Annotated in this window: 12 protein-coding genes and 1 other RNA gene; 8 read left to right on the top strand and 5 right to left on the bottom strand. The window is 69.1% G+C overall.

The window, feature by feature from the left end; translation table 11 throughout:
• Positions 1-57: 57 nt before the first annotated feature.
• Positions 58-2,448 (bottom strand): glycoside hydrolase family 3 C-terminal domain-containing protein, encoded by a 2,391-nt coding sequence (locus AWU67_RS06590; RefSeq protein WP_067227271.1) that lies wholly within the window; start codon positions 2,446-2,448, stop codon positions 58-60.
• Between the two features lie 272 nt (positions 2,449-2,720).
• Between AWU67_RS06590 and AWU67_RS06585 the strand changes: the two genes are divergently transcribed.
• Together AWU67_RS06585 and AWU67_RS06580 are read left to right on the top strand one after the other, a co-directional pair.
• The gene (locus AWU67_RS06585) at positions 2,721-4,208 is read left to right on the top strand and encodes an MATE family efflux transporter (protein ID WP_067227270.1); all 1,488 of its coding nucleotides are present in this window, start codon (positions 2,721-2,723) and stop codon (positions 4,206-4,208) included.
• A gap of 68 nt (positions 4,209-4,276) precedes the next feature.
• Entirely contained in the window at positions 4,277-5,062 is a 786-nt protein-coding gene (locus AWU67_RS06580) for an SDR family oxidoreductase (RefSeq protein ID WP_067232257.1), read from the top strand.
• Position 5,063: 1 nt separating this feature from the next.
• Here AWU67_RS06580 and AWU67_RS06575 read toward each other — a convergent pair whose 3' ends face one another.
• Positions 5,064-5,414 carry a hypothetical protein gene (locus AWU67_RS06575; protein WP_067227269.1) on the bottom strand — a complete coding sequence of 117 codons (351 nt, stop codon included), beginning with the start codon at positions 5,412-5,414 and terminating at the stop codon, positions 5,064-5,066.
• Between the two features lie 91 nt (positions 5,415-5,505).
• Between AWU67_RS06575 and AWU67_RS06570 the strand changes: the two genes are divergently transcribed.
• The 6 genes from AWU67_RS06570 to AWU67_RS06545 all read left to right on the top strand — a co-directional run bounded on the left by AWU67_RS06570 (position 5,506) and on the right by AWU67_RS06545 (position 10,927).
• Complete coding sequence (locus AWU67_RS06570) at positions 5,506-6,048, top strand: DUF2127 domain-containing protein (RefSeq protein WP_067227268.1); 543 nt, start codon at positions 5,506-5,508, stop codon at positions 6,046-6,048.
• Positions 6,035-7,861 carry a lipase family protein gene (locus AWU67_RS06565; protein WP_199922356.1) on the top strand — a complete coding sequence of 609 codons (1,827 nt, stop codon included), beginning with the start codon at positions 6,035-6,037 and terminating at the stop codon, positions 7,859-7,861. Before AWU67_RS06570 ends, AWU67_RS06565 begins: the two co-directional genes overlap by 14 nt.
• A 24-nt stretch (positions 7,862-7,885) precedes the next feature.
• Complete coding sequence (locus tag AWU67_RS06560; protein ID WP_067227267.1) at positions 7,886-8,719, top strand: Nif3-like dinuclear metal center hexameric protein; 834 nt, start codon at positions 7,886-7,888, stop codon at positions 8,717-8,719.
• Between the two features lie 40 nt (positions 8,720-8,759).
• Positions 8,760-9,506, top strand: a complete 747-nt coding sequence (locus AWU67_RS06555) for a zinc ribbon domain-containing protein (RefSeq protein WP_067227266.1) — start codon at positions 8,760-8,762, stop codon at positions 9,504-9,506.
• A 41-nt stretch (positions 9,507-9,547) separates the two neighbouring features.
• Positions 9,548-9,922: RNase P RNA component class A (gene rnpB / locus AWU67_RS06550), an RNA gene on the top strand.
• Positions 9,923-10,144: 222 nt separating this feature from the next.
• A complete protein-coding gene (locus AWU67_RS06545; RefSeq protein ID WP_067227265.1) occupies positions 10,145-10,927 on the top strand; it encodes a hypothetical protein in 783 nt (260 codons plus the stop codon).
• 23 nt (positions 10,928-10,950) lie between these two features.
• Here the strand turns inward: AWU67_RS06545 and AWU67_RS06540 are convergent, their stop codons facing one another.
• Genes AWU67_RS06540 through kdpC form a run of 3 tightly spaced genes read right to left on the bottom strand, consistent with a single transcriptional unit; the run spans position 10,951 to position 14,766 of the window.
• Complete coding sequence (locus AWU67_RS06540; protein WP_067227264.1) at positions 10,951-11,652, bottom strand: response regulator; 702 nt, start codon at positions 11,650-11,652, stop codon at positions 10,951-10,953.
• A 10-nt stretch (positions 11,653-11,662) separates the two neighbouring features.
• Positions 11,663-14,152 carry an ATP-binding protein gene (locus AWU67_RS06535; protein WP_067227263.1) on the bottom strand — a complete coding sequence of 830 codons (2,490 nt, stop codon included), beginning with the start codon at positions 14,150-14,152 and terminating at the stop codon, positions 11,663-11,665.
• Positions 14,152-14,766 (bottom strand): potassium-transporting ATPase subunit KdpC, encoded by a 615-nt coding sequence (gene kdpC / locus AWU67_RS06530; protein ID WP_067227262.1) that lies wholly within the window; start codon positions 14,764-14,766, stop codon positions 14,152-14,154. Before kdpC ends, AWU67_RS06535 begins: the two co-directional genes overlap by 1 nt.
• Positions 14,767-14,780 lie beyond the last annotated feature (14 nt).

The raw sequence follows: 14,780 nt of genomic DNA, 5'->3' as shown, positions 1-14,780 counted from the left end.
AAAAGCCCCCGAATTCTCGGGGGCTTTTCGCGTCTCTGGTCGTTGTCTGACGCTGGGTTAGCGCTTGGCTGCGCTTCGGGCCCGACGGGCCTGGGCGGAGGCGGTGTTCAGCACGCCCACGATGCGGGCCATGGTGTCGAGGGTGAGCTTGCCGCCGGAGTTCGCGACGAGGGTGCGCAGCGGCATCCCGCCGACCACGGCGTCCATCATCGCCTTCATGTCGTCGTCGCCATCGGCCGGAAGGCTCTTGGTGATGACGCCGAGCAGCGCGCCGTGGAGTCGGCGGCCGAGCCAGGTGGTGCGCAGATCGTCGATGGGGGAGTTGATGCTGAACGGCACGAGCCCCTTCGCGGCGGGCACCGGGCCGCCGAGCAGGCGTGCGAACTCGGCCTGGCTGGCCACCGCGCGGGCCGGGCGCTCGACGGGCGTGACGATCTCGCCCGTGTCGAGAAGCACGATCGTTGCGCTGCGGATGTCGCGTGAGGAGGAACCGATGCGGATCTCATAGTCGCCCGCCTCCGCGGCCCAGGAGGCACTGGCGACGTCATAGATCGCAAACGAGCGGTGCTCCAGGCGCAGAGTCACCCGCTGAGTCTCGCCGGGCGCGAGGTGCACCTTGGCGAACGCCTTGAGCTCCTGCTCCGGGCGGTGGACGGCGGAGTGCGTCGCGTGCACATAGAGCTGCACAACCTCCGAGCCGAAGCGGTCGCCCGAGTTGGTCACCGGGACAGTCAAGGCCAGGTCGACGCCGCTGCCGGACACCTCAACGGTGCCGTACTCGAAGCTGGTGTAGCCCAGGCCGTGCCCGAACGGGAAGCGCGGGGCGACCTCGAACGTGTCGTGGAAGCGGTAGCCGACATAGATGTTCTCGCGGTACTGCACCTGCGTGGGCGTGGTGGTCGGGAAGTTCGCGGCCGCCGGAAGATCGGATGCCGTGACCGGAAAGCTCTCACCGAGACGGCCGCCCGGCTCCGCATCGCCGAACAGCACGTCGACGATGGCCGGCCCGGAGGCCTGGCCGCCGAGGTACGTCTCTAGGAGCGCAGCCGGGGCGTCCGCCCACGGCATCTCGAGCGGCGCGCCGTTGACGAGCACCACGACCGTGCGCGGGTTCGCCGCCGTCACGGTGCGCACCAGCTCGTTCATGTCGGGCGGGAAGACGAGGTGCGCGCGGTCGACGCCCTCCGCCTCGCCACCGGCCGGGATCGCCAGGATGATGATGGCGACGTCGGCGGCCGCTGCCGCGGCCTGCGCCGCAGCGGAGTCCTCGGCGCTGACGGCGCCGGACTTGGCGTCGTAGCCCCGCACGAAGGTGTACTCCGCGTCGGTGCCGAGGCGTGCGGGCAGCGCATCCAGAACCGTCTCGACAGTGATGGCGTTGACGTGTGCGCTGCCGACGCCCTGGAAGCGCGGGGTTTCGGCAGCGGAGCCGATGATCGCGATGGTGCCTTCCGGGCGCAGCGGCAGGATGCCGTCGTTGCTGAGCAGCACGGTGCCGGCCGCGGCGGCGCGGCGAGCGAGGGCGTGGTGGGCGTCGAAGTCGGCCGTGACGGCGGGACCGGCGGACTCGGCGGCGGCACGCAGGGCCAGTGCGGCAACCCGGGTGGCGGCGGCATCCACATCGGCGATGGTGAGCGAGCCATCGGCGATGGCCTTCCTGACCCGCCCGGACCAGAGCCCGTCATTGCCCGGCATCTCCAGGTCGAGGCCGGCGCGGAGAGCGGCCGGGCGGTCTGACACGGCGAACCAGTCGCTCATGACGAGGCCGGTGAAGCCCCATTCCTCGCGCAGGATCTGCGCGAGGAGTCGCTGCGACTCGCCGGGGTGCTCGCCGTTGATCAGGTTGTAGGAGCTCATCACCGTCCACGGATCGGATTCCTTCACCGCGATCTCGAAGCCGGTGAGGTAGATCTCGCGCAGGGTGCGCTCGTCGATAATGGAGTCCAGACGCATCCGGAAGGTCTCCTGGTTGTTGCCGGCGAAGTGCTTGATCGACGAGCCGACACCCTGCGACTGCACGCCGCGCACGACTGCGGCAGCGATCTTGCCGGCCAGGTGCGGGTCTTCGGAGAAGTACTCGAACACGCGCCCGCCGCCCGGGTGGCGTTTGATATTGAGGCCCGGGCCGAGCAACACGCCGACATCCTTCGCGCGCGATTCGCGGCCGAGCGCGACGCCGACCTCCTCGACGAGCTCCACATCCCAGGATGACGCGAGCACGGAGGGCGAGGGGAAGGCGGTGGCGGGCAGCATCTCGCCGGCGCCGACGTGGTCGCTGTCTGATGCCTGCTTGCCGACCCCGGTCGGTCCGTTCGCGAGGAACGTCGAGGGAATCGTGCCCACCGCCGCGGTCGCCCACATATTGGCTCCGGAGAGCAGAAGGATCTTCTCGTCGAGCGTGAGCAGGGAAACGAGTTCGGCTGCGCTGCCGGGGTGCGGTGTCGTCATTGGTCTTCCTTGATCAGAGTGCCGCAGGAACGGCACCATCCACGTCTACTATCTCAAACCCGAACGATGTTTGGGATTCGAGTTTGCCTCGTCTGTCGCCGGCCGTCGCCGGGACGTATGGGCAATAGTGCCAGCCCCGGCGGATTTCGCCGGGAGCGCGGACAGCGCGGTGTACTCCGCGCAGCCGACGGGCAGCAGGACGTGGATTGCTAGGATTGCGGGCGGCGCGAGCCGCCTCCCTCCGACCGTGACGACTTTCCGTGCGAGAACCCATGTCTAGATCCCTCACCACCGGCGCGCCTTGGCGGGTCATCCTCGTTTTCGCCGTGCCGTTGCTGATCGGCAACATTGTGCAGCAGCTCTACCAGGTGGCCGACGCCATCGTCGTCGGCCGCTGGCTCGGCGTCGACTCGCTCGCCGCCGTCGGTGCGACAGGCTCCCTCTTGTTCCTACTGCTCGGTTTCGCCTGGGGTGTGACCTCCGGGTTCGCGATCCCAACGGCGCAAGCCTTCGGCGCGGGCGACTTCGGTGCCGTGCGCAGCTCGGTTGCCACGGGCACGCTGCTCACCGGCGCGATCAGCATCGTGCTCACCGTCGGGGCCCCGCTCATCGCCGGTCCGGCGCTCCAATTGCTGCAGACCCCAGACGAGCTGCTCGCCGAGGCGACCGTGTTCACCCAGGTCAGCTTCCTCGGGGCATCTGCCGTCATGTTCTTCAACTTCCTCTCCGCCATCATCCGCGCGGTCGGTGACTCGCGCACGCCCCTGCTCTTCCTGACCCTCGCCTGCCTGCTGAACGTCGGCCTCGTCGTTCTGATGGTCGGGCCGCTCGACTGGGGGATCGCCGGTGCCGCCCTGGCCACGGTCGTCGCGCAGGCGGTCTCGGTCGTGCTGTGCCTCGAACACGTGCGCCGACGGCTGCCCGTGCTGCACGTGCGCCGTGCCGACTGGAAGGTGCGCCGCGCCGTGGTCACCGAGCACCTGCGAGTGGGCATCCCAATGGGCTTCCAGGCCTCGATTATTGCGATCGGAACCCTCACCGTGCAGGTGGCTCTCAACCAGCTCGGCACCGAGGCGGTGGCCGCCTACACGACGGCCTCCCGCGTCGAATCGATCGCCGTCGCGCTGCTCTCCTCTCTCGGTCTGGCCGCCTCCATGTATGCCGCGCAGAACCTCGGCGGGCGCCGGCCCGACCGCATCCGCCGCGGCGTGGCCCAGGCCGTGTGGATGGCGATCGGCACCGCGATCGTCGTCGGCGTCCTGCTCATCGCCTTCGGCGAGCAGCTGGTTCGCCTGTTCGTCGGCGACGGCTCCGATGCCGTCGTCGCGGATGCCGCATACATGCTCGCCGTCGGAGGCTTCACCTACACGTCACTGGGCGTGTTGTTCGTGCTGCGCGGCGCCCTGCAGGGCCTCGGCCTCGCGGCGATCCCGACGCTGACCGGCGTCATCGAGCTCGCCATGCGCGTCGGGGCGGCCATCGTGCTCGGCTCGCTGTTCGGATTCGCCGGTGTCGTGTGGAGCAACCCGCTGGCGTGGTTCGGCGCCATCGCCCTGCTCATCCCGGCGTACCTGCGCGAGCGCAGACGGCTCGCGGCGATGCCGGTCGAGCCGCTGGCACCGACACTCACCACGCCGATCGCCATCATTGGCCCCGTCGACGGCTCGATGAACGTCGACGCCGTGGTCACCGGGTCCATACAGGTGCAAAACCGGGCGGATCGCGACCGCCGGAGCACCGCCTCCACGCGCTCGAACTGACTCCCCGGTGAGTTTGTAGCAGCCTCCGCCGTGAGTGGTTCCCAGACATGAAAAGTAGCGTGACGACCATGACACGCACCTACGTTGTAACGGGATCAGCATCGGGAATCGGCGCCGCCACGGCCGAGCTTTTGAGGGAGCGCGGTCACACGGTGATTGGCGTCGACATGCGCGACGCCGAGGTCACCGCGGACCTCTCCACGTCTGAGGGCCGCCAGTCCGCCGCCACCGCAGCGATCGAGGCCGCCGACGGCCAGATTGACGCCGTCGTCGCCGCTGCCGGTATCTCCGCGCCGATCCCGCTCACGGTCGCCGTGAATTACTTCGGTGTCACCGAGTTCCTCGAGGCGCTGGCCCCGACGCTCGCGAAGTCCGACTCGCCCCGCGCCGTCGTGGTGAGCTCGATGGCCACACTGCAGCCGAACTCGCCGGAGCTCGTCGACGCGCTGCTCGCCGGCGACGAGGCCAAAGCGCTCGAGCTGGGCGCAGCCCTCGCCGAGCAGGGCCCGCGCGAGGGCTACCTCAACTACCCGTCGAGCAAGCGTGCGCTCAGCCGTTGGGTGCGCCGCGACTCGATCACCCCGATGTGGGCCGGCGCGCACATCCCGTTGAACGCAGTCGCTCCCGGCACCGTGCTCACCGCCATGACGAAGAAGCTCCTCGCCACGCCAGAGAGCGTTGCCATGGTCGACGAGAACGTGCCGATGCCGCTCAACTACCACTCCGAGCCCGTCGTGATCGCCAGGCTCATCGCCTGGCTCGCCAGCGAGGAGAACACCCACGTCACCGGTCAGACAATTTACGTCGACGGTGGAGCGGATGCCAGCCTCCGCGGCGACGACATCTGGAGCTAGTTCAGCGCCTCACAATGATCTCGGTGGGCAGCCAGCGCGGCGAATCGAAGCGCTGCGTGAGCTGACCCGCCGAGATCGCCGGGAACGGCGGCTCGAAGCCAACGGCCTGGTAGGCCGCCTCGTCGCTGGGGAGGACCTCGACCCGCTCATCGGCGACGAGCGCGTTCAGCGCCGAAGTAGCCTCGTCGCTCAGCCCCAGCCAGGCCACCACGTTCTCGCCGAACAACATGGCGTTCTCGCCCTCGACGTCGACGCCGAGGCTGCCGAGCACGCCGAGCACCTCGGGGATCGTGCGCCCGCCGGTGCCGCGTAGCGCGGCGATCAGCGCCTCGGTGATGTCGCTGGAAACCATGGTTCTCCCTCCGCGGCCGGGGAGCGACCGCACTGCATCAAGCTAAGCAGACTTCGATTCATGCAGCCTCCGCCGGGGCTACGCTTGCGCCATGAACGGCGCCGCGAATGCTGGGCGCGGCCGGCGGGCCCAGGAACTGGGCTTCCGCATCGGGCTCGCGCTGAAGGCCATCGACGGCCTCATCGAAGTGGCGGTGGGCCTGCTGCTGTGGTTCGCGCCCGGCGTTCTGCGCACGTTGAGCGCAGCCGTGGCGAACGAGAGCGACCACGGGCCAGACCGGCACGAGCTCGTCGAACACTGGGCCGGGCGGCTGAGCGAGGCACTGGCGGCGGGGGCGCCGGTCACCGTGATCGTGTTCCTGCTCTCGCACGGCACCCTGAAGCTTCTGCTCGTGTACTGCCTGCTGCGCGACTACCGTTGGGCGTACCGCCCGGCACTGGTGATCCTCGGCCTCTTCGCCGTGTACCAACTCGTGGTGCTGATCGGGGCGCCGACCCCCGTGAAGGCAGTTCTGCTCCTGCTGGACGTCGTCATCATCTGGCTGGTCTGGCGCGAATGGCGCGCCCGGGCAGGCGACGCGGATTCCACCCCCGCCGGGAGGGGTACGGCATCATGGCAGGGTGACGCCGAATGAGACGACGACCCGCCCCGACCGCACCAGGGCCCTCCCTCGGTTGCTCGCCAAGGCCCCGTGGTGGCTGCTGCTTCTCGTCGGCGTTGCCAGTGTCGTTTTCGGCGCCCTCATCATCCTCCGCCCGCTCAGCTCGCTGGCGACCCTCGCGATCTACATCGGACTGAGCTTCATCGTCTCCGGCCTCGCAGACCTGATCGGCGCAGACCGGGCCGCCGCGCCACGACTGACCCGATTCCTCGGTGCGGCCTGGATCGCCGCCGGGCTCGTCGTCCTGATCTGGCTCGGGCTGGCCATCGACGTGCTGCCGATCTTCCTGGCCGTCACGCTGGTCGCCACCGGTATCGCCAGCGCGGCCGGCGTCGTGCGCGGCAGCGGCGACCAGCGCGCGGCGGCGCTCTTGTTCGGCCTCGCCGACATCGTGTTCGGCGTGCTCGCGCTGCTCTGGCCGGATGTCACCCTGCTGGTCGTCGCCGTGCTGTTCGGTGCACGCACCCTCATCTTCGGGGCCGCAACGATCTGGTCGGCCGTGCTGATGTGGTTCGGTGAGCGGCCGGCAACCAGCTCGCACGCGAACCCGTCCGGTCTCCGGCGCTGGGCACGTTTGGGCGGCGCGATCGGTGCTGTGATCCTCGCCCTCGTCGCCAGCGGCCTGGCCTGGACGCTCCAGCCCGGTTCAGCCCACGCCGACGCCTTCTACACGGCACCCGCCGAACTCACCGGCACGCCGGGGGAGCTGCTGCGCGTCGAGTCGTTCACACGAGGTGTGCCCCGCAATGCCGTGGCGTGGCGGATCCTCTACGAGACGACGACGGACAGCGGCGAGGCCGCCGTGGCCAGCGGGATTGTGCTCACTGCCAACACCGATCCCGCCGACGAGTCCGCCGGGCCGCGCGACCTGATCGCCTGGGCCCACGGCACAACCGGCTACGCCACGGACTGCGCCCCGTCGTTGCTGGCAGACCCGCTCGCCTCCGGTGCGCTTCCGGCGCTGGAACAGATCATCGACGCCGGCTGGGTACTCGTCGCCACCGACTACGCCGGGCTCGGCACGCAGGGCGCGCAGCCCTACCTCGTCGGCGGGGGAGAGGGCCGCTCCGTTCTGGACTCCGTGCGCGCCGCCGAGCAGATGCAGGAACTCAACCTCAGCGGCCAGACTACGATCTGGGGCCACTCGCAGGGCGGGCACGCCTCGCTCTGGGCAGGCCAACTCGCCGACAGCTACGCGCCGGAACTCGACATCTCCGGCGTCGTCGCCTTGGCGCCGGCCAGCGACACGATCGGGCTGGTCAACCACCTGCCGAGCGTCACCGGTGGCAGCGTCTTCGCCTCCTTCGTCGCGGAGGCATACTTCTCGCACTACCCCGACGTCACCAGGGCCGCGTATCTGGAACCGTCCGCCCGCACCCTCGTCCGTGAGATGTCGACGCGCTGCCTGTCTGAGCCGGGTGTGCTCGTCTCCGTGCTCTCCGCGCTCTCCATGGACCAAGACATGAGCATCTTCCGGAGCGACCCCACCCAGGGCGCCCTCGGCGAGCGGCTGCGTGCCAACACGCCGCGCGGCGACATCCAGGCCCCCCTCTTCATCGGCCAGGGCGGCGCCGACCCGCTTGTCGCCCCGACGATGCAGCGCAACTATGTCGCCGCGCGTTGCGCCGACGGCCAACAGCTGGAGTACCGCGAGTATCCCGGTCTCGACCACATGCAGTTGGTCGGCGAGGACTCCGCACTGATCGGAGACCTCCTGGCCTGGACAGAGGCCCGTTTCGAGGGGGCGCCGGTCACCCCGAATTGTGCCGACACTGAAGCGAGCTAGCGAGGGCACCGGTAGGCTTGAGGGATGCCAACCACACTTGCCGACGTCATTCGAGTCACCCACGAACTGTGGCCACTCGATGGCGCGGAACCGTGGGACGCCCCCGGCTTGGTCAGCGGCGATGACGCCGCGCCCGTCACGCGCATCGTGCTCGCCGTCGATGCCGTCTCCGACACCGTCGACGAGGCCATCGAACGCGGCGCCGATTTGCTCATCGCGCACCACCCGCTGTTGCTGCGCGGCGTCACCAGCGTGGCCGAGGACCGCTACAAGGGCTCGCTGCTGCGCCGCCTGATCAAGGCAGACTGCGCCCTGCTCACCGCGCACACCAACGCAGATGTCGTCATCGACGGCGTCTCCGACGTGATAGCGCGCCGGCTCGGGCTGACGGATGCCGTCGCCATCGATCCCGGCGCCAGCGGCACCATCGACCCGCGCGTCGGCATCGGCCGAGTGGGCCCGCTGAGCACTCCGACCACGCTCGGCCGCCTGGCCCGCACCGTGGCCGAGCTGCTTCCGGCCACCGCCGGCGGCGTGCGCGTCTCGGGCGACTACGACGCGCCGGTGCGCACCGTCGCGCTGTGCGGCGGTGCAGGCGACTCGCTGCTCTCGCGCCCGAGCGTGCTGGCATCCGATGTCTACATCACCAGCGACCTGCGCCACCACCCCGCCTCTGAGGCCCGCGAACAGGCCCGGCTGAGCGGCCGCGGCCCCGCACTCATCGACGTCTCGCACTGGGCCAGCGAGTGGCTCTGGCTGGATTCGGCCGCCGCCCAGCTGCGCACCGCGCTGCCCGGCGTCGAGGTCATCGTCAGCGAGATCAACACAGACCCCTGGAATTTCGTCATCACGCAGTGATGGACGCCCAACAACGACGCAGCACCATGAGGAGAACCACGTGAAGGCACCCGAAGCGGAACAGAAGAACCTGCTGCGCCTGCAGTCAGTTGACACCCGACTGCAGCAGATCGCGCACCAGCTGAAGAATCTGCCGCAGCAGGCCGCCCTCGCCGCCCACGGCAAGACCCTCGACGAGGTGCGCCGCCGCTACGCGATCGCCTCCGGCGAGGTCGACGACGCACGCACGGAGCTCGGCCGGCTCGAGTCGGACGTCGCCGTCGTCGAGGCACGCATCAAGCGCGACTCCGAGCGGCTGCAGGCCAGCGCCTCGGTGAAGGACATTCAGGCGTTGGAGGCCGAGCTGGCCTCTCTGGCCAAGCGCCAGAACGATCTCGAAGAGATCGAGCTCACCGTGATGGAGCGCGTCGAGGAGAAGGAGGCGGCCCTGGCCGCCATCCTTGCCGAGCGCGACGCGGTGACCGACCAGATCAGCGTGCTCGAGCAGGAGCGCGACCGCGCCGCCGTGGTGATCCAGGGCGAGCAGGTCGACACCGAGCGTGACCGTGAGGCCGTTGCCAAGACCGTCAGCGAAGAGCTGCTGGCGCTCTACGAGAAGCGTCGCACCACCGGTGGCGGCATCGGCGCGGCCCTGCTGCGCGCCCGCACCTGCCACGGCTGCAACATGACCCTGACCGGCGCCGACCTCGAGACCGTGCGCCAGGCCGCATGGGACGACGTGCTGTTCTGCCCGGAGTGCGACCGCATCCTGATCCGCACCGACGAGTCCGGCATCCCGCTCAGCTAGTCACGAGGCCACCTCCAGCCGGGATAGGCTGGAGGTGCGAATGGGTCGGCAAGACGGTCGCGTCACGGAGTTTCGGCTCCGTGCCGAGGAACGTCCGGGCTCCGTAGAGCAGGACGGTGGGTAACGCCCACCCGGGGTAACCCGCGAGACAGTGCCACAGAAAACAGACCGCCCCGGGCTTTGCTCGGGGTAAGGGTGAAACGGTGGTGTAAGAGACCACCAGGGATCAGGGCGACCTGATCTGCTCGGTAAACCTCGTCCGGAGCAAGGTCAGACAGAGAACGATGCGGCTGCTCGTCGCGTTCTCGGGTAGACCGCTAGAGGGCTGCGGCAACGTAGTCCCAAGATAGATGGCCGTCCAGCGCCGCACCTCGGTGCGGCAGGGACAGAACCCGGCGTAATAGCCGGCCCATTCGCCCTGCACTTCCCCTGGCGATCACAGGGAGCGCCCCCATGTTCTGGCACGCGAAACGGGAGTACGTTGCCCGTGGAACGCGCCAACGTCGGGTTGCAGCGCGCCTGGGACGCAAACGCTGGGGCGTCACCTCGATCCTGATCTGCGGGTTCGCCGACTCATGCGCCGCTCGCTCGTGGCACATCTGCCCAGCCGATCGCAGGCGAAAGGGTGGTTGATGAGTATGGACATTCGATTGAAGATCGTGGGGGTCGTCGTTGTCGCGGGGGCGATGATGCTCTCCGCCGCACCGGCACTGGCTGGCACGGGCCACGGCGCCAAACCGGTGACGTGTGCCGGCGGCGAAATCGTGTCTGGTTCCTATTCCGACATCACCGTCACCGGGGCGTGCAGCGTTCCGTCCGGGGCCGTGATCACCGTCAGTGGCAGCATCACCCTGAAGAAGGGCGCGGTGCTGGACGCGCAGAGCGCGCCATCGACCATCACCGTCGGCCGCAACGTGAACTCGGTGTCTGGCGCGCTGCTCGGGCTTGGTTGCCAGCCGGCATCCCTCGTCGGCAACTCGGGGCACGAGTGCATGGTCGACCCGACAGGGCACTCGACGATCACCGTGAATGGTGATGTCACCGCGGTGAACACGGGAACGCTGCTGCTGAATGGCATCACGGTCCGTGGCAACGTCTCGGCGTTGGGCGGGGGCTCAGAGATCCCCTGGTCGATCAAGAACAACACAATCACCCGCAACGTCAGCCTGGTCGGTCAGACCACGAACTGGGTGGGCATCCTGTTCAACAAGATCGGCGCGAACCTGACCCTGCTGAAGATCGCCGTGACCGACACCGACCCCGGTGCGCACGGAGCCTTCGTCGTGCAGAACAACGTCGGAAAGAACCTGAGCTGCTTCGCTGTGACCCCCACGGTGACGGGAGGCCTGTTCCCCGGTGAACCGCTGAACGTCGTCGGTGGCCGGGCCCTCGGCCAGTGCGCAGCGCTGGCGGCGAGCTGACCCCGCACTGCTCTGGAATGGAGCTAGGAGTCGGCGTCCGGGTTGAAGCGGTAGCCCATCCCTGACTCGGTCACGAGATATCGTGGCTCTGAGGGCGTCGGCTCCAGCTTCTTGCGCAGCTGCGAGAGGTAGAGCCGCAGGTAGCCCGTGTCGTTCGTGTACTGCGGACCCCACACCTCGGTCAAGAGCACCTGGCGGGTCACCAGGCGGCGAGGGTTCCGCACAAGCACCTCCAGCACCTGCCACTCGGTCGGGGTGAGCCGCACGATCTCGTCCGTCTGCTGTCCGTCGAGTCGCCTGGTCACCTGGCGCGCGGCCAGGTCGACCGTGATGTTGCCGAAACGGATGACGGGCTCATCGCTGGCGGTGGGCGTGCGCCGGGTGAGCGCTCGGATCCTCGCGAGCAGCTCGTCCACGGCAAACGGCTTCGTCACGTAGTCGTCGGCGCCGGCGTCCAAGGCGTCCACCTTGTCGGCCGAGTCGCTGCGGCCGGAGACCACGAGGATCGGGGCCGAGCTCCAGCCGCGCACCGCCTCGATCACCTGGAGGCCGGTCAGCTGCGGCATCCCGAGGTCCACGACCAACAGATCGGGGCGTTGCGTCGCAGCCAGGGCGACGGCTTCGTTGCCGTCACGGGCCACGACAACCTCGTAGCCGTGTGCGGACAGGGTGATCTGCAGCGCCCGAAGGATTTGCGGGTCGTCGTCGGCGATCAGGATCTTCATAGTGTTGCCATCATTCCGCAGATTGTTCGGTGGAGGCTGCCAAGGTGACCACCATGGTGAGTCCGCCTCCTGGAGTGTCGTCGGCCTCGAGCGTGCCGCCCATGCCCTCGACGAAGCCCTTGGCCAGGGCCAGGCCGAGGCCGATGCCGGTGAGGTTGTCGGTGTCGCCGAGGCGTTGGAACGGCACGAACATCTCATCCTTCCGCTCGGACGGAATCCCGGGGCCGTGGTCGGTCACCCGCAACTGCACCGACCCGCCGAACTCGCTGGCGGAGAGGGATGGCGGCCGCTCGACGGGGGAGAAGCGCACCGCGTTGGCGACGAGGTTCACGATCACGCGCTGCAGCAGCACCGCGTCGGCGCGCACCGACGGCAGCTCGACCGGCATCTCGATGTTGATGGCGCCCGGATGCAGCGCGAGCTCGTCGAGGGCCGACGGCAGCAGGTCGTCGATCTCCACATCGGCCAGCGTCACGGCGAGCACACCGGCCTGCACCCGGCTCACGTCGAGCAGATTCGTCACGAGCGCCGCGAGGGCGACGAGGCTCTCCTGCGCCGTCTCCAGCAGGGTGGTGCGGTCGGCCTCGCTCAGAGAGATGTCGTGCGACTGCAGGCTTGTGACGGCGGCCGTGGCCGACGCGAGCGGTCGGCGCAGGTCGTGCCCGACGGCGGCCAGCAGGGCGCTGCGCACGCGGTCGGTCTCGGCGAGCGGGCCGATCTCCTGCGCGGTGGCGGTGAGGGCGTTGTGCTCGAGGGCTGCGTCGATCTGCACCACGATGACGGCAAGCAGGCGTCGGTCGCTGGCCTCCAGATCGCGGCCGGAGAGCTCGAGGGTGGCCCGCTCTCCGACGGGCAGCAGCGTGGTGTGCTCGGCGTCTGCCGGCTCGCCGTCGGAGTAGAGCACCTCATCGCCGGCCAGCAGCCGCACGCCGTTCAGTGCGAACGCCTCGCGAGTGCGCGAGATGAGGGCCTGCAGCGAGTCCTCGCCGCGCAGCACGCCGCCGGCGATGGTGGCGAGCAGCTCGGACTCGGCTGCGGCGCGCGTGGCCAGGCTGCTGCGTTTGGCTGCCTGGTCGACGACGAGGCTGACCAGGGCGGCCACGAGCATGAACAGGCCGAGGGCGAGCAGGTGCAGCGGATGCGCGATCGTGATCGTGTAGAGGGGGGCCACGAAGAAGAAGTCGAGGCTGAGGCCAGAGAGCACGGCGGCGAACATGGCCGGCCAGAACCCGCCGACCAGCGCGACCACCACCACGAGCAGCTGGAACGCGAGCACATCGCTGGCCAGGGACTCGATCGAGCTGGTCGCAGCGAGCCCCCAGGTCAGGACCGGGCCGACCAGAAGCGCGATCGCGAAGCCGGTCAATCGGCGCTGCCGCGTGAGGCCTCCGGTCAGCCGGGGCAGCGCGAAGCGCAGGCCCGCGTGCGAGTGGGCCACGATGTGCACGTCGATGTCGCCGGATTCCCGGATCACCGTCTGCCCGATCCCCGGACCGCTGAGCAGTGCCAACAGGCGGCTGCGTCGGCTCACCCCGATCACCAGCTGGCTTGCATTGCTGGCCTTGGCGAATTCGACCAACGCCGACGGGATGTCGTTGCCGATCACCTGGTGGTAGCTGCCGCCGAGCTGTTCGACGAGGGCGCGCTGGCGCGCCAGAGCCTCCGGGTGCGCGGCTCGCAGGCCGTCGTGGCTGGTCACATGCACCGCGAGCAGCTCGCCGCCCGCCGAGCGGGCCGCGATGCGCGCGCCCCGACGCAGCAGCACGTCGCCCTCCGGCCCGCCGGTGAGGGCCACGACAACGCGTTCGCGCGCCTCCCACTTGGCGTCGATGCCGTGCTCTGCCCGGTACTTCTGCAGCGAGCTGTCGACCTCGTCGGCCAGCCAGAGCAGCGCCAGCTCCCGCAGCGCGGTGAGGTTGCCGAGTCGGAAGTAGTTCGAGAGCGCCGCGTCGATGCGGGTGGCCGGGTACACCTGGCCCTCGGCGAGGCGGTCACGCAGGGCCTGCGGGGCGAGGTCGATGACCTCGATCTGGTTAGCGCTGCGCAGCACGGCATCCGGGATCGTCTCCCGTTGCGGCACGCCCGTGATCTGTTGCACGACGTCGTTCAGGGATTCAATGTGCTGGATGTTCACCGTCGAGTAGACGTCGATGCCGGCGTCCAGCAGCTCGTCCACGTCTTGCCAGCGCTTCTCGTTGCGGCCGCCCGGCGCGTTCGTGTGGGCGAGCTCGTCGACGAGTGCGATCTGCGGATGCCGCGCCAGCACGGCATCCAGGTCCATCTCGTCCAGCGTCACACCGCGGTGCTCCCGGCTCACCCGCGGCACGGTTTCAAAGCCGTCCAGCATCGCGGCCGTGCCCTCGCGGCCGTGGGTCTCCACGAGCGCAATGACGACGTCCTTGCCGGCCATGCGCAGCCGACGAGCTTCCTCCAGCATGGTGAAGGTCTTGCCAACACCGGGTGCGGCACCCAGCAACACCCGCAAACGACCTCGCGACACTAGTTCTTCGAATCCATTCCGGCCAGCGCCCTGTTCAGGGCCAGCACGTTGACGGTTGGCTCACCGAGATAGCCGAGATCCCGTCCCTGAATCATAGACTCGACGAGTTTCGCGACCGCGGCGGGGTCCAGTGCGCGGGCCTCCGCCACGCGGTTCACCTGCAGGCGGGCGTACTCCGGACTGATGTGCGGGTCGAGGCCGGAGGCGGAGGCGGTGACGGCGTCCGGCGGGATCGCGGCCAGCGCTGCCCCGTCGGATTTCTCGATGGCCGCCTGGCGGCTGCCGATCGCGGCCACGAGGTCGGCGTTCTCGGGGCCCCAGTTGCTGCCGCTGGAGGCGGCAGCGTCGTACCCGCTGCCGGCGGCGGAGGGCCGGGACTGGAACCATTGCGGCAACGCCTTTCCTGAGGCATCCGTGAATGACTGCCCGATGAGGGCGGAGCCGATGGTTTTGCCGTTCATGCTGACGAGCGAGCCGTTGGCCTGGCCGGGCAGCGCGAGCTGCCCGATGCCGGTGATGACGAGGGGGTAGAGCACGCCGAGGAGCAGCGTGAACACGAGCAGTGTTCGCACGGCCACGCCGTATTGGCGCAGGGTGCCGCGAGTTGCGGGCATGGGTTCGCCTTTCT

The sequence above is a fragment of the Microterricola viridarii genome, from assembly GCF_001542775.1.
In the GTDB taxonomy this organism is placed as follows: domain Bacteria; phylum Actinomycetota; class Actinomycetes; order Actinomycetales; family Microbacteriaceae; genus Microterricola; species Microterricola viridarii_A.
Note: the sequence above shows the minus strand (reverse complement) of the source record. Positions and strands in the feature narration are given on the sequence as shown.

Bases quoted from the DNA above. Each gene is read 5' to 3' on its own strand.
- AWU67_RS06590 (WP_067227271.1), bottom strand. From the start codon at position 2,448: ATGACGACACCGCACCCCGGCAGCGCAGCCGAACTCGTTTCCCTGCTC.
- AWU67_RS06585 (WP_067227270.1), top strand. From the start codon at position 2,721: ATGTCTAGATCCCTCACCACCGGCGCGCCTTGGCGGGTCATCCTCGTT.
- AWU67_RS06580 (WP_067232257.1), top strand. From the start codon at position 4,277: ATGACACGCACCTACGTTGTAACGGGATCAGCATCGGGAATCGGCGCC.
- AWU67_RS06575 (WP_067227269.1), bottom strand. From the start codon at position 5,414: ATGGTTTCCAGCGACATCACCGAGGCGCTGATCGCCGCGCTACGCGGC.
- AWU67_RS06570 (WP_067227268.1), top strand. From the start codon at position 5,506: ATGAACGGCGCCGCGAATGCTGGGCGCGGCCGGCGGGCCCAGGAACTG.
- AWU67_RS06560 (WP_067227267.1), top strand. From the start codon at position 7,886: ATGCCAACCACACTTGCCGACGTCATTCGAGTCACCCACGAACTGTGG.
- AWU67_RS06545 (WP_067227265.1), top strand. From the start codon at position 10,145: ATGGACATTCGATTGAAGATCGTGGGGGTCGTCGTTGTCGCGGGGGCG.
- AWU67_RS06540 (WP_067227264.1), bottom strand. From the start codon at position 11,652: ATGAAGATCCTGATCGCCGACGACGACCCGCAAATCCTTCGGGCGCTG.
- kdpC (WP_067227262.1), bottom strand. From the start codon at position 14,766: ATGCCCGCAACTCGCGGCACCCTGCGCCAATACGGCGTGGCCGTGCGA.